The 19,599-nt window shown below is 61.1% G+C and carries 12 protein-coding genes and 1 tRNA gene; 9 read left to right on the plus strand and 4 right to left on the minus strand.

Translation table 11 applies throughout. The features are described 5' to 3' along the window. The first annotated feature begins 49 nt into the window (after positions 1 to 49). The 5 genes from soxB to M8744_RS09490 all read left to right on the plus strand — a co-directional run bounded on the left by soxB (position 50) and on the right by M8744_RS09490 (position 6,526). Entirely contained in the window at positions 50 to 1,747 is a 1,698-nt protein-coding gene (gene soxB / locus M8744_RS09470) for a thiosulfohydrolase SoxB (protein WP_251414051.1), read from the plus strand. 83 nt (positions 1,748 to 1,830) lie between these two features. Continuing rightward, positions 1,831 to 3,102, plus strand: a complete 1,272-nt coding sequence (soxC, locus tag M8744_RS09475) for a sulfite dehydrogenase (RefSeq protein ID WP_251414061.1) — start codon at positions 1,831 to 1,833, stop codon at positions 3,100 to 3,102. Beyond that, the gene (locus M8744_RS09480; protein WP_251414064.1) at positions 3,086 to 4,279 is read left to right on the plus strand and encodes a c-type cytochrome; all 1,194 of its coding nucleotides are present in this window, start codon (positions 3,086 to 3,088) and stop codon (positions 4,277 to 4,279) included. The genes soxC and M8744_RS09480 overlap by 17 nt, the downstream gene beginning before the upstream one ends. A 230-nt stretch (positions 4,280 to 4,509) precedes the next feature. Next, complete coding sequence (locus M8744_RS09485) at positions 4,510 to 5,223, plus strand: c-type cytochrome (protein ID WP_251414067.1); 714 nt, start codon at positions 4,510 to 4,512, stop codon at positions 5,221 to 5,223. Between the two features lie 34 nt (positions 5,224 to 5,257). Next, entirely contained in the window at positions 5,258 to 6,526 is a 1,269-nt protein-coding gene (locus M8744_RS09490; RefSeq protein WP_251414082.1) for an NAD(P)/FAD-dependent oxidoreductase, read from the plus strand. A gap of 40 nt (positions 6,527 to 6,566) precedes the next feature. On the opposite strand, the gene M8744_RS09495 is transcribed toward M8744_RS09490, so the two are convergent. Together M8744_RS09495 and M8744_RS09500 are read right to left on the minus strand one after the other, a co-directional pair. After that, positions 6,567 to 7,037 (minus strand): disulfide bond formation protein B, encoded by a 471-nt coding sequence (locus M8744_RS09495; RefSeq protein WP_353049790.1) that lies wholly within the window; start codon positions 7,035 to 7,037, stop codon positions 6,567 to 6,569. Further along, complete coding sequence (locus tag M8744_RS09500) at positions 7,034 to 7,612, minus strand: YqaA family protein (RefSeq protein WP_251414085.1); 579 nt, start codon at positions 7,610 to 7,612, stop codon at positions 7,034 to 7,036. Before M8744_RS09500 ends, M8744_RS09495 begins: the two co-directional genes overlap by 4 nt. A 115-nt stretch (positions 7,613 to 7,727) precedes the next feature. On the opposite strand from M8744_RS09500, the gene M8744_RS09505 reads away from it, so the two are divergent. After that, positions 7,728 to 7,813 (plus strand) — tRNA-Leu (locus tag M8744_RS09505). Between the two features lie 737 nt (positions 7,814 to 8,550). Next, positions 8,551 to 14,796, plus strand: a complete 6,246-nt coding sequence (locus M8744_RS09510) for an Ig-like domain-containing protein (RefSeq protein ID WP_251414087.1) — start codon at positions 8,551 to 8,553, stop codon at positions 14,794 to 14,796. Positions 14,797 to 14,926: 130 nt separating this feature from the next. Here M8744_RS09510 and M8744_RS09515 read toward each other — a convergent pair whose 3' ends face one another. Further along, entirely contained in the window at positions 14,927 to 15,265 is a 339-nt protein-coding gene (locus M8744_RS09515) for a hypothetical protein (RefSeq protein ID WP_251414089.1), read from the minus strand. 154 nt (positions 15,266 to 15,419) lie between these two features. Between M8744_RS09515 and M8744_RS09520 the strand changes: the two genes are divergently transcribed. Together M8744_RS09520 and M8744_RS09525 are read left to right on the plus strand one after the other, a co-directional pair. After that, a complete protein-coding gene (locus tag M8744_RS09520; RefSeq protein WP_251414091.1) occupies positions 15,420 to 15,992 on the plus strand; it encodes a Hint domain-containing protein in 573 nt (190 codons plus the stop codon). A 472-nt stretch (positions 15,993 to 16,464) separates the two neighbouring features. After that, the gene (locus tag M8744_RS09525; protein WP_251414094.1) at positions 16,465 to 18,921 is read left to right on the plus strand and encodes a Hint domain-containing protein; all 2,457 of its coding nucleotides are present in this window, start codon (positions 16,465 to 16,467) and stop codon (positions 18,919 to 18,921) included. Here M8744_RS09525 and M8744_RS09530 read toward each other — a convergent pair. Then, positions 18,918 to 19,532, minus strand: coding sequence for a nucleotidyltransferase family protein (locus tag M8744_RS09530; protein WP_353049791.1), 615 nt, complete (start codon positions 19,530 to 19,532; stop codon positions 18,918 to 18,920). The two genes, M8744_RS09525 and M8744_RS09530, sit on opposite strands and share 4 nt — an antisense overlap. Between the last annotated feature and the right edge of the window lie 67 nt (positions 19,533 to 19,599).

Below are 19,599 nucleotides of genomic sequence, written 5' to 3' on the forward strand. Positions count from 1 at the left end.
CGCATGTGTCATGCATGTGCGACGTGACAGTGAAGAGAGAAGCACGCTCATGATCTCCCGCCGCGATTTCCTCCAGGTCTCGATGGCCGCATCCGCGCTTGTCGGCGCATCCGGCTTTGGCAACTGGGCCCGTCTGGCCGCACAGCAAAGCCTGACACAGGATCAGCTTTTGCAGTTCGATACGTTTGGCAACGTGTCGCTCATTCACATCACGGACATTCACGCGCAGCTCAAGCCGATTTATTTCCGCGAGCCGGAGGTGAATATCGGCGTGGGCGACAACCGCGGTCAGGTGCCCCATGTGACCGGCGCCGATTTCCGCAAGCTTTACGGCATCGACGATGGCAGCCCCAGCCATTACGCGCTGACCTACAATGACTTCTCCTCGCTGGCCAAAACATATGGCCGGGTCGGCGGGCTTGACCGCGTCGCAACGGTGATCAACGCAATCCGTGCCGACCGCCCCGATGCGATCCTTCTGGATGGCGGTGACACCTGGCATGGTTCCTACACCTGCTATCAGACCGAAGGCCAGGACATGGTCAACGTGATGAATGCGCTGAAACCCGACGCGATGACCTTCCACTGGGAGTTCACGCTGGGGTCGGACCGCATCGCCGAGATCGTCGAGGGCCTGCCCTTTGCGGCGCTTGGCCAAAACATCTTTGACGCCGAGTGGGACGAGCCCGCCGAGTTGTTCCCGCCCTACAAGTTCTTCGAACGTGGCGGCACCAAGATCGCCGTGATCGGGCAGGCATTTCCCTACATGCCCATCGCCAACCCGGGCTGGATGTTCCCCGAATACTCCTTTGGCATCCGCGACGAGAACATGCAGGCCATGGTCGACGAGGTGCGCGCACAAGGCGCCGAACTGGTCGTGTGCCTCAGCCATAACGGTTTCGACGTCGACAAGAAGATGGCCGGCATCGTCAAGGGCATCGACGTGATCCTGTCGGGTCACACCCACGACGCGCTGCCCGAGCCGGTTCTGGTGGGCGACACGATCATCGTGGCCTCGGGCTCGAACGGCAAGTTTGTCAGCCGCGTCGATCTGGACGTGCAGAACGGCAAGATGATGGGTTTCCGCCACAAGCTGATCCCGATCTTCTCGGACGTGATCGAACCCGACAAGGACGTGGCCGCCCTGATCGACGAACAGCGGGCACCCTTCAAGACGCAGCTGGAAGAGGTGATCGGCCAGACCGACAGCTTGCTGTATCGTCGTGGTAACTTCAACGGTTCGTGGGACGACCTGATCTGCGACGCGTTGCTGAGCGAGCGTGAGGCCGATATCGCCATGTCGCCCGGCGTGCGTTGGGGACCGTCGCTGATCCCCGGCGATGACATCACCCGCGAAGACATCTGGAACGTCACCTCGATGACCTATGGCAAGGCCTATCGCAACGAGATGACCGGCGAATTCATCAAGGTGATCCTTGAAGACGTGGCCGACAACATCTTCAACCCCGACCCGTATTACCAGCAGGGCGGCGACATGGTGCGTATCGGTGGGATGGGCTACCGCATCGACATCACCAAGCCGCAAGGCGAGCGGATCAGCGATATGACCCTGCTGAAAACAGGCGAGGCGATCGACCCGGCAAAGAACTACGTGGTCGCCGGCTGGGCCAGCGTCAACGAGGGCACCGAAGGCCCGCAGATCTGGGATGTGGTCGAAAGCCACATCCGCAAGATGGGCACCGTTACCGTGCAGCCCAATAACAGCGTAAAGGTGATAGGGGCGTAAGCCCCGCACCGTGACATTTGGATAATCGTTTGGCCGGCCGGCCCTTTTGGCGGGGCCGGCGATCTGAGAGGAGGCTTAAAACCATGACAGCCAGCTTCAAAGGCAAGGTGCCCTCGCGGCGCGCCTTTCTAAAGGGCTCGATCGCGGCAAGTGGTGCCGTGCTCGGGGCCAGTGCGGCCAGGGCCGCGGAACCCGATCCGCTGATCACCGAGGTGCAGGAATGGGCCTCGGGTCTGGGTGAGGGTGTTGACGCAACGCCTTATGGCCTGCCGATCAAGTACGAGGATGACGTCATTCGGCGCAACGTGGAGTGGCTCACGGCGGATACGATCAGCTCGATCAACTTTACGCCGATCCATGCGCTCGACGGTACGATCACCCCGCAGGGCTGCGCGTTCGAACGGCACCATTCCGGCGCGATCGAGCTGCGCAAGGAAGATTACCGCCTGATGATCAACGGCCTGGTTGATACGCCGCTGGTGTTCACCTACGAAGATCTTGAGCGGTTCCCGCGCGAACAGCATGTCTATTTCTGCGAATGCGCGGCGAACACGGGCATGGAATGGGCCGGTGCGCAGCTGAACGGCGCACAGTTCACCCACGGCATGATCCACAACATGGAATACACCGGCGTGCCGCTGCGCACCCTGCTGAACGAGGCAGGCGTGCAGACCGAGGGCAAGTGGATATATGTCGAGGGCGCCGACGCGTCTTCGAACGGCCGCTCGATCCCGCTGGACAAGGCGATGGACGACGTGCTGGTGGCTTTCAAGGCCAATGGCGAAGCGCTCCGCAAGGAACACGGCTACCCGGTGCGCCTGGTCGTTCCCGGCTGGGAAGGCAACATGTGGGTCAAGTGGCTGCGCCGCGTCGAAGTGACCACGCAGGCCATCGAAAGCCGCGAGGAAACCAGCAAGTACACCGACACGCTGGAAGACGGCACCAGCCGCAAGTGGACCTGGGTGATGGACGCCAAGTCGGTTGTCACCAGCCCCAGCCCGCAATCACCGATCAAGCATGGGCATGGCCCGCTGGTCGTTACCGGCATGGCCTGGTCTGGCCGTGGCGCGATCACAGGCGTCGACGTGTCGACCGATGGTGGCATGACCTGGCAGCCCGCGCGGCTGGCCGCGCCCGGCACGTCGAAGGCGTTGACGCGCTTCTATCTCGATATCGAGTGGAACGGCGAAGAGATGTTCCTGCAATCGCGGGCACGCGACGAAACAGGTTATGTCCAGCCGACCAAGTCAGAGCTGCGCGAGGTGCGCGGCGAGAACTCGATTTACCACAACAACTGCATCCAGACCTGGTGGGTGAAAGCAAACGGAGAGGCCGAAAATGTCGAAGTCTCTTAACCTTTACGGCGGCCTCGGGGTTGGCCTGGTCGCGCTGCTGACCGGCGCTTACAACTTTGCCGATCGCAGCGTCACGCCGATACCCGACGAAGCGCCGCGCATGAACGCCGAAGCCGATACCGATTTCCAGTTGATCGCATCGGCGCAAGCCAGCAATGCGGCGGCTGACGGCAAGTTCGGCCTGGGCCGCCCCGCGCTGCCCGAGGAAGTGGCCGCTTGGGATCTGGACGTGGCGCCAGATGGCACCGGCCTGCCGCCCGGCTCGGGTGATGTCTGGACCGGCGAGGAAGTTTTCGTCGAGCAATGCGCCGTCTGCCATGGCGATTTCGCCGAGGGCGTCGGCAACTGGCCCAAACTGGCCGGTGGCGATGGTACCCTGGCCGACGAAGACCCGTTGAAAACCGTCGGCTCTTACTGGCCTTACCTGTCGACGGTGTGGGATTACGTGCACCGCTCGATGCCGTTCGGGCAGGCGCAGACGCTTACCCATGACGAGGTATATGCCATTACGGCCTATATCCTTTATTCCAACTACCTGGTGGATGACGATTTCGTTCTATCGAATGAGAATTTCCTCGAGGTCGAGATGCCCAATGCCGACGGCTTCATCATCGATGACCGGGAAGAGGCGGAGAAGCATTTCTGGAACGCCGAGCCTTGCATGGAAAACTGCAAGGATAGCGTGGAAATTACCATGCGTGCCACGATCCTTGACGTGACGCCCGACGAGGGCGGCACCGAGGAAGAGGCCGCGGCCGAACCCGCAGCCGAGGAAACCCAGGTGGCATCGGCGGACGCGACTGCCGAAGAACCCGCCGCCGAAGAAGCATCGGCCGAGCCTGCTGCCGCGTCCATCGACATGGCGCTGGCCGAAGAGGGCGAAAAGGTGTTCCGCAAGTGCAAGGCCTGCCACCAGGTCGGCGACGGTGCCAAGAACCGCACCGGCCCGGTGCTGAACGGCGTGATCGGCGCGGATTTCGCCCATGTCGACGGTTTCCGCTATGGCAAAACCATCCAGGAAATGTCCGATGAGGGCATGGTCTGGAACGAAGAAAACCTGACTGCCTTCCTGGCCGATCCGCGCGGTTTCATCAGCGGCACCAAGATGTCCTTTGCCGGTTTGCGCAAGGATGACGACATCAAGGCCGTCATCGAGTACCTCAAGACCTTCCAGTAAGGTGTATCGGGCCCGGTTCTTCCGGGCCCGAACAGCCCGTTTCAAGCGAACGAACCTTCCCTGTGTTCGGTGTTTTACGGGATGCTTTCGAACGCGCGTTTCCCCTTGGGGAACGCGCGTTCTTTTTTGGGCGATTGGGAAAAAAATAATTGAAAACAAAGTGTCCCTTGGCCACGATGAAGAAAAAGCAGTGGGCTGAACCCGCGCATTTGTTGGGAGGATCAGTCGCCATGGTAAAGGGCGCAAAAACGATTTTCGGCGTCGCGTTCTTCGTATCATGCGTGGCGGCATCATCGTCTGTGGCGGATGAAATCGGTGACGCAGAGCGGGGAGAGAAGCTTTTCCGCCAATGCGCGGCCTGCCACCAGGTCGGACAGGGTGCCAAGCACCGCGTCGGGCCCCATTTGAACGGCATATTCGGGCGCAAGGCGGGCACTGTCGACGGGTTCACCCGCTATTCCGAGGGGCTGGTGCGCGCTGGCAATGACGGGCTGGTTTGGTCTTTGGACAAGCTGCATGCCTACCTTGAGAACCCGAAATACCTCGTGTCGGATACGCGCATGAATTTTGCCGGTATCGAAAAACGCGAGGACCGGGCGGATGTGTTGGCCTATCTGCGCCAATTCTCGGACAACCCCGCCGACATCCCCGAGGCGCAGCCGACAGCCTTGGCGCCCGAGGTTGAACTGTCGCCCGAGACCCTGGCGATCGTTGGCGACCCGGATTACGGCGAATACCTGGCCAGCGAATGCACGACCTGCCACCAGCGCGACGGATCCGACCAGGGCATCCCGTCGATCACGGGCTGGCCGCGCGAGGATTTCCTGATCGCCATGCATGCCTACAAACGCAAGATTCGGCCGCATCCCGTCATGCAAAGCTATGCCGGGCGGCTGTCCGATGAAGAGATCGCGGCGCTTGCCGCGTATTTTGAGGGCCTCTGACAGCAGAGATGCCCGATCCAAGGGAGGACATGATATGAAACTGAACAGACGCGCCTTTATCGGCACGGGTGCCGCGGCGGCTGCCGCCTTGCAGGCGCCGAGCGTATGGGGGGCCGCGCACGGGCGGCCCAAGGTCGTTGTGATCGGGGGCGGTGCCGGCGGCGCCACGGCCGCCCGGTATCTGGCCAAGGACAGCAAGGGCGAGATCGACGTAACATTGGTCGAACCCTCGCGCCAGTATTACACCTGCTTTTTCTCCAACCTCTATATCGGCGGGTTCCGTGACCTGAGTTCGATCGCGCATAGCTATGGCACCTTGGCGTCAGAATACGGAATCAACGTGGTGCATGACTGGGCAACTGGTATCGACCGCGACGCCAAGACCGTGACTTTGGCGGGTGGTGCGGTGCTGCCCTATGACAAGCTGGTGCTGAGCCCGGGTATCGATTTCGTCGAGGGCGCCGTGCCGGGCTGGGATCTGAGCACCCAACACAAGATGCCGCATGCCTACAAGGCCGGCAGCCAGACCGAACTGCTCAAGGCGCAGATCGAGGCAATGCCCGAAGGTGGCCGCTTTGCCATGGTGGCCCCGCCCAACCCCTATCGCTGCCCGCCTGGGCCGTACGAGCGCGTCAGCATGGTGGCGCACCTGCTGAAAGATATCAATCCGACGGCCAAGATCCTTGTCGTCGATCCCAAGGCGAATTTCTCGAAACAGGCGCTGTTCGAGGAAGGCTGGGCCAAGCATTACCCCGGCATGGTCGAGCGGATCGGCCCGGATTTCGGCGGCGAGAATGTATCGGTGAACGCCGACGAGATGACGGTGGATATCGACGGCGTGGTTGAAAAGATCGATGTCTGTAACGTGATCCCGGCGCAAAAGGCTGGCCGAATCTGCGAACTTGCCGGCATCAACGAAGGCAACTGGGCGCCTGTTGACGGGCATACCATGGCCAGCCGAATGGATGAAAGCATCCACGTTCTGGGCGACGCGACGAACCAGGGCGACATGCCGAAATCGGGCTTTTCGGCCAACAGCCAGGCCAAGGTGGCGGCGATGGCAATCCGGGGTGATCTGACCGGCTCCAAGGTGTTCCCGGCCAAGTTCTCGAACACCTGCTGGTCGCTCATCGACACCGATGACGGGGTCAAGGTGGGCGCGTCTTACCAGGCAACCGATGAAAAGATTGCCAAGGTCGACGGGTTCGTCAGCCAGACTGGCGAGGATGCCGCCCTGCGCAAGGCGACCTACGAAGAAAGCCTGGGCTGGTATGCGGGGATCACCTCCGACATGTTCGGCTGATCTCGTAAAGCGCCGGGGCCTGATTGGCCCCGGCTGCGATTCACGCCAGGCGACGGGCGGCGACAAGCCAAAGCACGACCAGCGCAAGCGACATGAGCAGGTTCCAGTTGGCCATCGTCAGGCTCAGGAAGAACGGTTGCACTTGGTCGCACATGACAAGGGCAGGGGCCTCGGACTCGGCGCCGGGCAGCAACATGCCGCCATCACCGGCCAGGGGCGCATCGCCACTGCAGCTTGACGGCCCCTGCCACCATTTCCGCTCGACCCCGGTGTGGTAGGCTGCCAGACCGGCGGAAACCGCCATTGTCGCGGCCCCAAGGGCCGGCAGCCCCCGCCCACCGATGCCGACAGCCATCAGCCCGATGACGCCTGCCACGACATGCGGCCAGCGTTGCCAAAGGCATAGCTGGCAGGGTGCCCAGCCCAGGAACTGGAACAGGAAGGCCCCGGCCAGCAGGGCAACCGAGGCGCCCGCGGCAAGGTATATCAGGTGATGGCGTTCCAGGGTCACAAGAACCTCACGATGTAAAAGCCTGCCAATAGCATGGTCAGGAACAGCACAAACATCAATCCAAGTCGTCGTTCGATGAAATCACGGATGGGTGTGCCGAATTTCCACAAAAGCCCGGCCACGATGAAAAACCGCAAGCCGCGCGCGATGATCGAGGTGACGACGAAGGTGGCCAGCGGCAACCCTGTCCAACCCGACATTATGGTAATCACCTTGTAGGGGAATGGCGTCATCCCGGCGATCAGAACCGGCCAGAACCCGAAATCGTTGAAGCGGCTGTTGAACTCGGCCATGGCGTCAGCCTTGCCCATCGCCTGCAAGATGGGTTGGCCGATCTGCTCATAGGCAAAGGCCCCGATGGCGTAGCCCAGCATTCCGCCCATAACCGAGGCCGCAAGCGCCACCCCGGCGATCAGCCAGGCGCGGGACGGTCTGGCCAGGATCATGGGGATCATCAGAACATCCGGTGGAATCGGAAAGACCGAGCTTTCGAGAAACGAGATCACCGCCAGCACCCAAAGGGCGCGGGGGCGATCGGCCTGTGCCATGGTCCAGTCATAAAGGCGGCGCAGCATCTTTTGTCTTTCATATGCGGCAATCACGCCTGTGTAGCGTGCCGGGCTCTGACAGCAAGCCCCAAGCGATTTGTATCTGGACGACGGGCGCACACCAAGTTAGACCATGCACCGGGCCCAAGTGGCGGAATGGTAGACGCAGGGGATTCAAAATCCCCCGGTAGCAATACCGTGCGAGTTCGAGTCTCGCCTTGGGCACCAAGTTTTAACGGTTTCCTGTTAAGCAAGCCGGCCTGTTCCCTTCACCGTGGCATGTCTTGCAGAATCGATTCGGGGCTCGCCTCGGTGAATTGGTCATTCTGCGTGAACAATCTGGATATTCCCGTGGCAGTGCGGTCTTTTCGTGAACAGGTGCTCCCGGCCATATCGGAGCGCCAGGCTTTTATATGCCACGTTTCAGAAGCGTCGATTTGTTTCCCAAATTGAACCAATACGTGTGGATTCGCCCATGCGGAAACTTGGCTGACCCCTTAAAAATTGAAGTTTGTCCGGCATCTTTCAGCCAAAAGTGTTTTTTCTTTCTTCGAAGCGGAAACAAACGTGCCGCCAGGTGTGGCGCGGTCTTGTCCGCTGTAAGGCTAAAAATAGGCAAATGTGGTGAAAACTTTTCTTTGAGCGCAGGCCGGGTTCGGGTATCTATTCCGTGCCCAACTGGGGGGCATGAAATAGGCCACGGGGGCGGCCGCTGAACTGTCTGCATCTGGAAGGATGCGGGGGATGCGATCGCGGTTTGTGCGTTGAGGCGCTGCCAATCGCCAGAATAGATTCGATCTGTGCCGACTCGGCACAGGTGTGGCTATGCGCGTATTTCCCTCTCCAAGTCGGGTGCAGCTGTGATGTAAAGCCGAGCGAGCGCGTGCGTCAGGGCGTGGTGTCGCAGGACAGTGAAATTAATGCGACCGGGTTGTGCCCTGTTTGTTGTTTAGGAGTGATGGAATATGACCGCTACCACCCATGTGAATGTCATCTATCTTGGGAATTTCTCTTCCGTCGACACGGATGAAAGTGACAAGGATGTTGAGAACGAGGGGTCGCTCGTAGGTACCACGGTTGATCACACTTCGCTGGAAATGCTGTCGTTGCGCCTGGATGATCGTGATCACGACGGCACGATCAGCGACGATGAAAGCAATAGTCACTTTTTCCCCGACAAGGTGACCTACGACTTGGGCAACGGCGAAATCTCGAACGAGACCGATGCCAGCTTCGAGGGGCACGTCACCCTGACACTCAGCGATGGCAGCACGCGGCAGGTCGAGGCGCTTTTCATCCAGCAAACCAACGGTGACCTGTTCCTGAACGACTTGGAAAATGAAGGCGCGCTGGACGATCTGGAAATCAGCTCCATCACAATCGACAGCTTCAAAGACGACGACGAAGATGGTGACGACGACGGCCATGATGACGACGATGATGACGACGATGATGATGACGATGATTGTGACGACGATGATGACTCCGGCTGGGACACGGACCAATCGGTGGACAACACCAGCATCGTTGCCGCGGCCCCAGAACCGGACGGCATAGTCGAGGGCACCGCGGGCAACGACACGATCGACGCGAGCTATACCGACGACCCCGAGGGCGACATGATCGACGCCGGCGATGCGCTGGCGCCCAAAACCGGTGATGAAGACATCGTCGATGCCGGCTGTGGCGATGACCTGGTGCATGCAGGCGCGGCTGATGACGAGGTTTATGCCGGCGGCGGGAACGATACCGTTTACGGCAACACCGGCAACGACACTATTTTCGGCGATGACTCGCTGGGCGAGGCCGGCACGGACGGCGATTCCAAGGTTCTGGACTGGGGGGGCCTCAAGACGGGCACCGACATTACCGAAGGTAGTCCGATAAACATTGATGCGGGCGGCATCAACGTGGAGGTGTCATTCGACAAGCAGGATTGGGGCGCCACTGCGTCCACCTCGGACGACTCTCTATATGTCGATACCGGCAATGATGAAACCTTCGACACCGATTCATCCTTGCAGCTTTACGGCAAAGGCGGCGATGACGATTTTGACGACACCTCGACCACGCGGATCGACTTCAGCTCGACCAATTCGGCTTATGCCAACGAGGTGCAGAACGTCTCTTTCCGTATCAACGATATCGACGATGGCAATAGCTACGACGATCACATCGACCGCGTGACAATTCGTGCCTATGACGCGAATGGCGATCTTGTGCCGGTCGAATTGAACGCTGGCAGCTTTATTGACCTTGATGGCGACACGGCCACTGGCGATGATGATCAGCATTACGACTATGGCCCCGACGAAGAGCGCAGCTCGCTTCTGGTCGAGATCGCCGGCCCCGTTGCCTATTTCGAGATCGATTATGACAATGGCGAGGAAACCGACCAGTCGATCTGGGTCAGCGATGTGCATTTCGACACGATCGGCACGGCCGAAGAATGCGAGCCTGGCGATGACCAGCTGTTCGGCGGTGACGGCGACGACGTGATTGACGGCGGCGCCGGGAACGACTCGATCTACGGCGAAGACGGCGCTGACAGGATCGTGGGTGGTGCGGGCAACGATCTTCTTGTCGGCGGAGCCGGTAACGACACGATCGACGCGCGCGATACCGAAGGTGGCGGCGTCGCCTCCACCGGGCCCAACCTCATTGTCAACGGCTCGTTCGAAGATACCTCGGGCATGTCGGGTACTGGCTATGGCTACGTGGCCACTGGGGAAATCCCGGGTTGGACGACGCAAGACCCGGAAAACGAAATCGACGTACACGACGATGGCCGTGGTGATGTCGACCCGACCGATGGCAGCAACTGGCTCGACCTGGAGGCCAGCCCCGGCAACATGCGGATCGGCCAGGACATCGACGGTGTGAGCGAGGGCGAAACTTACGTGATTTCGTTCGATGCGGGTGACAGCGGAGATGTGTCCAGCGCGAACGAGAACCTGATCAACGTCTATTGGGGGGGCGAGTTGATCGACACGATCGATCCTGCCCAGGGCCAGATGGACAGCTATGAATTCACGGTGACTGGTAATGCAGACGGGTCCAACCGGTTGGAATTCGAGGGTATCGGCACCGAAGACAATTTCGGCGCTTCGGTGGACAACGTGCAGATGTTCCTTGTCGCACCCGAAGATGGTGATGGCGTCGACACGGTGCAGGGCGGCGATGACGAAGACCTGATCTTTGCGGATGCCGGTGATACCGTCGATGGCGGTGCCGGCGGGGAAGACCATGACATCCTCGACCTCACGGGGCAGGGACCGTTCCGCCTGGAGAATGTCACGGAGGATTCGAACGGAAACGGCATTGATGGCACTGTTGTATTCCTGGATGGCGACGGCAATCCGACGGGCGAGACAATCGAGTTCGCCGAGATCGAAGAAGTACGCGGCGAGATCGTTAACCGCGACCCCGACGCCGTGGATGACACGGCCACGGGCGACGAGGACTCCACGATCACCGGCAACGTGCTGGACAATGACGAGGATCTTGACGGTGACACGCTGACGGTGACGGGGAACACCGACCCGTCGAACGGCACGGTGACGGTGAACGAGGACGGCACGTACGAGTACACGCCGGACGCGGACTTCAACGGCACGGACAGCTTCGAGTACACGGTGAGCGACGGCAATGGCGGCACCGACACGGCCACGGTGGAGATCACGGTTGGCGCGGTGAACGACGCACCCGACGCCGTGGATGACACGGCCACGGGCGACGAGGACTCCACGATCACCGGCAACGTGCTGGACAATGACGAGGATCTTGACGGCGACACGCTGACGGTGACGGGCAACACCGACCCGTCGAACGGCACGGTGACGGTGAACGAGGACGGCACGTACGAGTACACGCCGGACGCGGACTTCAACGGCACGGACAGCTTCGAGTACACGGTGAGCGACGGCAATGGCGGCACCGACACGGCCACGGTGGAGATCACGGTTGGCGCGGTGAACGACGCCCCCGACGCCGTGGATGACAGCAATAGCACCGATTATGGCGAGACCGTATCGGGCAACGTGTTGGACAACGACGAGGATCTTGACGGTGACACGCTGACGGTGACGGACAACACCGACCCGTCGAACGGCACGGTGACCGTAAATTCGGACGGGTCTTACGAATACACGCCGAGCGCGGGTTTCGCGGGCACTGACAGCTTCGAGTACACGGTGAGCGACGGCAATGGCGGCTCCGACACGGCGACGGTGACGATCACGGTGACCGACACCCGCGACGGGATCGTGGAAGGCACTGCCGGTGACGATTTCATCGGCACCGACTCGGAATTGAACCCGGGCTTCACCTATGAGGGCGATCCCGACGGTGACCTTGTCGACAGCAACGACGAGATCCTGCCGGGCGAAGGCCCCAATGACGACATCATCCGTGGCTACGAGGGCAACGACACGATCGATGCCGGCGAAGGGAACGACGAGGTCCATGGTGGTGTCGGCGACGATGTCATGTATGGCCGCGACGGCGATGACGAGCTTTACGGCGACGCGGGCAACGACTCGATCCGTGGCAACGAGGGCCAGGACACCATTCATGGCGGCGACGGTCAGGACACGCTGCGCGGTGGTGAAGGCCAAGACGAGATCCTGGGCGGTGCTGGCGATGACAGCCTGATCGGTGGTGAAGGCGATGACAGCCTTTATGGCGACGCCGGAGACGACACGATCCGCGGGACCGAGGGCAACGACGAAATCCATGGCGGCGCAGACAATGACGAGCTGTATGGCGAGGATGGTCGCGATACCGTTCATGGCGACGCCGGGGATGATTACATCGATACCGGCTCGCGCCTTGGTGTGTCGAGCCCGCTGCCCGATATCGACTATCCGGATTTCTATGGCGCGGATACCGACCCCGATGATGATCGTGACCTGGCCTTTGGCGGTGAGGGCAACGACACCATCCTGACCGGCGACGACGCCGACACCGTTTATGGCGGTGCGGGCAATGACAGCATCGATGGCGGCATTGATGCCGACCTGCTGCATGGCGAGGATGGCGACGATACGATCATCGGTGGCGAAGGGGCCGATACGATCCATGGCGGTGAAGGTGATGACCTGATCTATGGCGGCTTGCCGCCTGCCTTCCCCGATTTCGTAAACGTGCCGGATGACACCGATCTGCGGCCAGCCAACAACACCGACGAAATCCATGGCGGTGCCGGTAACGACACCATCTTCGGGGCCGATGATGCCGACGTGATCTATGGCGACGCGGGCAACGATGTGATTGACGGCGGTGTTGACGACGACTCGATCTATGGCGGCGACGGTGATGATACGCTGCGGGGCGGCCATGGCGCCGACGTGATCGAAGGCGGCGACGGCAGGGACCTGATAGAAGGCGGTGATGGCGACGACGTGATCGACGGCGGCCTGTCTTCGGATACCATCTTTGGCGGTGCCGGCAACGACACCATCGAAGGCGGCGGTCAGGCTGACATCATCCATGGTGAAGATGGCGATGACAGCATTACCGGCAGCAACGGCTCGGACCAGTTGTTCGGCGGTGAAGGCAACGACACGCTTGAAGGCACCGATGGACAGGACTCGCTCTATGGCGGTGCTGGCGACGATCAGCTGATCGGTGGATCGGGGGCTGACCTGCTGGATGGTGGCGATGGCAATGACACCATTGACGGCTTCACCAATGGCGATGAAATCCACGGTGGCGCGGGCGATGACGTGATCACGGCCGGCGGCGGCGATGACACCATCTACGCCGGTGATGGCAATGACATGGTCCAGGGCGGGTTTGACGACGACTCGATCTTTGGCGGCGCAGGAGATGATACGCTGCTGGGCGGTGATGGCGCCGACGTGATCGAAGGCGGCGACGGCAAGGACCTGATCGAAGGCGGTGATGGTGACGACGTGATCGACGGCGGCCTGTCATCGGATACCATCCATGGCGGTGCCGGTAACGACACCATCGAAGGCGGCGGTCAGTCCGACATCATCTATGGTGAAGATGGCGATGACAGCATTACCGGCAGCAACGGCTCGGACCAGTTGTTCGGCGGTGAAGGCAACGACACGCTTGAAGGCACCGATGGCCAGGACTCGCTCTATGGCGGTGCTGGCGACGATCAGCTGATCGGTGGATCGGGGGCTGACCTGCTGGATGGTGGCGATGGCAATGACACCATTGACGGCTTCACCAATGGCGATGAAATCCACGGTGGCGCGGGCGATGACGTGATCACGGCCGGCGGCGGCGATGACACCATCTACGCCGGTGATGGCAACGATAGCATCACGGTCGGTTTTGATAACGACCTGGCCGATGGCGGTGCCGGTGACGACACCTTTGTCGGCAGCGATGGATCGGACACCTTGCAGGGTGGTGATGATCGTGACCTGTTCACCAATGTAAGCGCGGGCGACACGATTGATGGTGGCGCTGGCGGAATTGACTATGACGTGCTGGACCTGTCGGGCTCGGCCACGGCGGGCGGCAGCTTGAACATCACGATCACCGGGCCTGATAGCAACGGTAACGGCAGTGACGGGTATGTCACCTATAGCGACTCTACCGGGGCCGAGATTGGCCGGCTTGATTTCTCGGAAATCGAAGAGATCGTGCCCTGCTTTACCCCCGGCACCGCGATTGCCACCCCCAAGGGCGAGCGCCTGGTCGAGGAACTGCAGGTCGGGGACCGTGTGATCACGCGTGACAACGGCATCCAGGAAATCCGCTGGATCGGTGCCAAGCCGATCACGGGGGTGGAGCTGTCGCGCGTGCCGCACATGAAGCCGATCCTGATCCGTAAGGGGGCGCTGGGGAATGGTCTGCCCGAACGTGATATGCTGGTCAGCCCCAACCACCGTATGCTGGTCAATAACGACAAGACGGCGCTGTATTTCGAAGAGCGCGAGGTTCTTGCCGCGGCCAAGCACCTGGTGGGCGCTGAGGGCATCCACGAGGTCGACGTGATGAGCACGACCTATATCCACTTCATGTTCGATCACCACGAGGTGGTGCTGTCGAACGGGGCCTGGACGGAAAGCTTCCAACCCGGCGACATGAGCCTGAAGGGCGTGGGTGACGCGCAGCGCAAGGAGATCTTCGAGCTCTTCCCCGAGCTTCGCACGCGCGAGGGTGTCGATGATTACCAGGCGGCGCGACGCTCGTTGAAAAAGCACGAGGCGCGGCTTCTTATCAAGTGATGCAGCAGGTGCCGGGCAGTATTGCCCGGCACCAAACCGATCAGTCGGGGGCGCTGGTCGATCAGGCCCCTCGGTGTCGTGCGCTTGATACGATGCACCGTATGCGCGCGGGCCGAGGGTGTTTCTGATTTTATGACAATATATTCCCGATAGCAGGATTGTTTATAGGAAGGCGCGGCTGGCTGTGCTCTTGCAGGTATGGCGCCAGTGCGGCTGCGACTCGCATTTTTGCCATTTTCGGGATGATCGCCGCCCCACGATTCGTCGTGATCGCGGCGTTTGCGTTTTCGACAGGGCAACAAACCGGGGCAAGTTCGACGGTTGTTTTGGTGAGCGCTGCACGAACCCGATCATGCCAAGATTTTTCCTTTTTCCAGCCCCGCAACAAAATGCACGGCAAAGCTGTTTCTGATCGGCAAAAGCGCGCGCTTGGCGTGATCTTGCGGCTGATTTGCGCCCGTTTCGTCAACAACGCACTGGGGTAGTGCGGGGGTGGTTCACCAATATCCGAGCGACGGCTTGTCAGAAAACCCAAGGATCGCCTAAACCCGGCGCGGGAGGCGGCTGCGCCCGGTAAGAGTGCCAGGCCGTGTTCAGGCTGAAACGAGTGAGAGAAAGATTTTATGTTTGTGTACGCGACCGCTTCCCGAAACACCCGCAGCACTTTCCTGGCCGAGACGATGAGCCTGAGCGGTGACCAAACCCTGGTCGCCACCGCGCGTGGCGAGATGCCACTGGAGCGGCTACAAGCCGGGAACATGGTTTTGACGCGTGACAATGGTTTGCGTCCGGTCCGCCGCATCCGCAATTTTCCGAAACATGCGGTCGCCCATCTCGACGCGGTGACGATCCGGGCAGGTGCGCTGGGTGACGGTATGCCCTTTCGCGATGTCACGTTGAGCGCGGCGCATCGCGTCGTCGTGACCGGTGAAATTGCCGCCATGCTGTTTGACCGGCCCGAGGCGTTGATCGCGGCGCATCGTTTGCGCGGTGTTTGCGGTGTGTCGCTTGGACCCGCCCGTCTTGGCGTACACGTCGAGTTCGACCAACCAGAGGTGATCCTGGTCAATGGTGTATGGTCCGAATGCTTCCTGGCCGCGCAGCCTAGCCGTGATCCTGAGCAGCAAAACGCCGCGGCCGAGCTTGCCGTGGCCGATCTTTCTGGCGCGATGCAAGATACGAATCTTCGCGGGTAGGCCCTCTACCCGGTTGCCCAGGGAAAACGGCGCGTGCCTTGAGGCACGCGCCGTTTTTCTTGAAACTTGCAAGCGGCACAATCATGGCGCGCAGCACGTGGCGATACCCGAACGTGCACGCGAATTTCCCGAAAACGCCACAAACTTACCCGCTTCTCTTCATGCCATGGGCCGTTTTCGCCCCATTCGTGCCACCACATTGTTGTTTGAATCGGGCGGTTAACAAGTGTCGTTCAGCTCATGTCCGAGTCGCGAACCAGACAGGCGCGGCATTTGTCCGAAGAGGATGTTTTCCGGCAAATTTGTGGCCGGACGAGGATGAGGCAGGCCAGTTGATGGTAGTCAGACCGGAAAGACGGGGCGCGTGGCAACCCACGGCGCCCCTTTGCGCCCCCTCAAGCACGGGTGGCGTGAAAATGCCACCGGCACCCTGCCGCGCAGTCAATGCGCCGATCATGGTCTAGGGGGCGAGATGCCAACGACATTTTCCCTTTTTTACCTTGGCGATGCCCCAGAAATCGACACGGTCGAAGGCAACACCTATTCCGAAAACGATTCCGCGCTCAACGGAATGGTTTTCGGCGGGTCGGGCAACGAGATCGCGTCGAACCTGCAAACACTGAGCGATGCGCCTTCCGACAACTACACAGGTGGCACATCCTCCGCCTATGACGCGAACAACCTTTACTGGAACGAGAGCTTTTCAATAGATGGTGGCCCGTTGCAGGTGCATGACGCCACCATGCTCTATAATGGCACCACGATCCGCTACACGGACGGCACAACCGCCACGGTCGATGCCATCGTGATGCAGGATACAAACGGCAGCCTGTATCTGCTGCCTCCGACGACGGGGCCCAATGCCTATAGCGACGCGCTGGAAGCCAAGCCGATCTCGTCCGTCACCCTGGGCACGTCGGCCCCGGCGAACGGATTTGGCGCCTATGGCATGACCGCCGACCGTTATGTGCTTACCGTCAATGACTTCACGGTCGAGGGCACGGTCGGCAACGATGTGATCGACGCGGGGTATGACGGTGATCCCCAGGGCGACCGTGTCGATGGCAGCGACAATATCGCCGGCACGAACGATGACATGATCGAAGCCCATGACGGCGACGACTTGGTGTTCGCGGGCGATGGCGCCGACACCGTCGACGGTGGCACAGGCAACGACACGCTGAACGGACAGGCCGGCAATGACCTGCTGATCGGTGACACCGGCGATGACCTGCTTGATGGCGGGGCAGGGGCAGACACGCTGGTTGGCGGCGCGGGCAGCGACACGGCGATCGGCAGTGAAGGCGCGGACGAGATCAACCTGAACAATGGCCAGGATTATGTCGACTACAGCGGCTCTGGCGGGGCGGTCAATGTCGACCTGACGACGAACACGGGCAGCGGCGGTTACGCCGAGGGTGATACCTATCAGGGCGTCGACGGTGTGACCGGATCGGCGTTCGACGACACGATCACCGGCTTTGACGGGCAATCCTTTGATCAGGAAGATGGTTATACCAACGATTTGTCCGGTGGTGGCGGAAATGACCGGATTTCCGGTCTTGGTGGCGGCGATACGCTACGCGGCGGCACTGGAAACGACACGCTTTATGGCGGCGCGGGCCAAGACACGGTTTCCGGCGATGAGGGCGATGATTACATTTTCGGTGACAGCCAGGGGCTGGATACTGATGATTACCTTTCGGGTGGTGGCGGCACGGCAACCAGCCTGACGGTGACGAACCAAGCCGACGCGCCCATCGAACTTTGGTGGATCGACGGTGAGGGGACGTTGCAGTTTTACGCGACGATCCAGCCGGGCGACACGCATGTGCAGCCAACCTTTACCGACCACAACTGGGTGTTGCGCGATGAAGATGGCCTTGACCTGGAAATCATCGAAGGCGCCGCCAACCAATCTGTTACCTATGGACCAGATCTGGACGATAGCCTGATCGGAGGGGCGGGCAACGATACGATCCATGGCCAGCATGGCGATGACACGATACTTGGCGGCGCCGGCGACGATGTGATCCATGGAGGCCCCGGCGCCGACCATATGATGGGCGAGGCTGGCAACGATGTTTTCACCCTGACCAGCGGCGACACCGCCACGGGTGGGGATGGTGATGACGTGTTCAATGTCGGGCCCGGCGACCTGGCCGGCGGCACGCTGACGGTCGACGGATCGGAAGGCGCGGAAACCGATGGCGACACGCTGAACATCACTGGCCCGGCGGAAATAATCCATGATTCCGATGACCCCGAGGCCGGAACCGTCACCTGGCTGGATGGCACCACCTTGTCTTTCTCGAATATCGAGAATGTCAATTATGTGCCCTGTTTCACCGCCGACAGCCTTATCAAGACCCTGCGCGGCGAGGTGCGGGCGGTGGATATCCGGCTGGGCGACATGGTTCTGACGCGCGACGCGGGCTATCAGCCGGTGCGCTGGACTGGCGCGCGGCGGTTGTCGCCATCTGTCTTGCGGGCCAACCCCGAACTGCGCCCGGTGCGTATCGGTGCCGGGGCGCTTGGGTGCAACCAGCCCGAGCACGACCTGACCGTGTCACCGCAGCACCGAGTGCTGATCGGTAGTGCGCTGACGCAGCTTTGGTTCGGCGAGGAAGAGGTGCTGGTCGCGGCGCATCATCTGACCTGTCTTGACCGCGTGAAACAGGTTCGGCCTGACACGGGTGTCACCTATGTGCACATGATGTTCGACAATCACCAGATCATCTGTGGTGACGGCGCCTGGAGCGAGAGTTTTCAACCCGGCGATATGACATTGGCCGGGATGGACGGCCCGCAACGCGAAGAACTGTTCGCGGTCTTTCCGTCGCTGCGCCGCAAGACCGTCAGTGCTGCCTATCCGGCGGCGCGGATAACCCTCAAGGCGCACGAGGCAAGGGTGTTGGCACTGGCTTAACCCGGTTGCCGGGCTCGCCAGTCGGCCCATGCCTCGGGCGTGTCGAGGTCGGTGGTGGCATGGGTGCCGGGCAGGGCACACAGGCGCAAGGCGTCCGAGTTTGCGAAAATAACGCTGCGGGCGCCATTATCGCCAGATATGTTTTGCAGTTGTGCAAAGGTGTAGCGTGGAAAGATCACCGGGTGGCCCGGCGTGCCATCGGCAGACGTGGCCCGCAGGATGCCGCCATCGTGAGTCTCGGCCATTTGCATCATATCGTCGGTGGTGATCTCGGGCATGTCGGCAGGCAGGATCATGACTCCCGAGACGGTGGCGGGCAACGCCGCCACCCCGGCGCGGATAGAGGCCGCCATGCCCTCGTCGGCATCGGGCACGGGCACGGGCTGCGCGCCCCTTGGCAACAGCGCGCCGCGCGGATGGAAAAGGGCTGGCAGCGTGACCCATACGGGCAACCCGGTGTCCAGCGCCCGGCGTGCCACGACCGACAGCAGGGCGGTGCCATCGACCGGCTCGGCCAGTTTGTCGGCCCCGCGCATCCGGCTAGATTGCCCCGCGGCCAGTATGAGAATTGCCAGCGTCATGCCTGCGCCCATTGCCCAGCCTTGTGCCATCGGCCAATCGCGCGGACCTCTGGCCAAGGTTTTCCCGGCAAGATGAAGCGGCAGAGGGCGCGCGCGG

Origin of the sequence: Lutimaribacter degradans (genome assembly GCF_023703375.1) — a bacterium.
Lineage (GTDB): Bacteria > Pseudomonadota > Alphaproteobacteria > Rhodobacterales > Rhodobacteraceae > Lutimaribacter > Lutimaribacter degradans.

Bases quoted from the DNA above. Each gene is read 5' to 3' on its own strand.
- soxB (WP_251414051.1), top strand. From the start codon at position 50: ATGATCTCCCGCCGCGATTTCCTCCAGGTCTCGATGGCCGCATCCGCG.
- soxC (WP_251414061.1), top strand. From the start codon at position 1,831: ATGACAGCCAGCTTCAAAGGCAAGGTGCCCTCGCGGCGCGCCTTTCTA.
- M8744_RS09480 (WP_251414064.1), top strand. From the start codon at position 3,086: ATGTCGAAGTCTCTTAACCTTTACGGCGGCCTCGGGGTTGGCCTGGTC.
- M8744_RS09485 (WP_251414067.1), top strand. From the start codon at position 4,510: ATGGTAAAGGGCGCAAAAACGATTTTCGGCGTCGCGTTCTTCGTATCA.
- M8744_RS09490 (WP_251414082.1), top strand. From the start codon at position 5,258: ATGAAACTGAACAGACGCGCCTTTATCGGCACGGGTGCCGCGGCGGCT.
- M8744_RS09500 (WP_251414085.1), bottom strand. From the start codon at position 7,612: ATGCTGCGCCGCCTTTATGACTGGACCATGGCACAGGCCGATCGCCCC.
- M8744_RS09510 (WP_251414087.1), top strand. From the start codon at position 8,551: ATGACCGCTACCACCCATGTGAATGTCATCTATCTTGGGAATTTCTCT.
- M8744_RS09520 (WP_251414091.1), top strand. From the start codon at position 15,420: ATGTTTGTGTACGCGACCGCTTCCCGAAACACCCGCAGCACTTTCCTG.
- M8744_RS09525 (WP_251414094.1), top strand. From the start codon at position 16,465: ATGCCAACGACATTTTCCCTTTTTTACCTTGGCGATGCCCCAGAAATC.
- M8744_RS09530 (WP_353049791.1), bottom strand. From the start codon at position 19,532: ATGGCACAAGGCTGGGCAATGGGCGCAGGCATGACGCTGGCAATTCTC.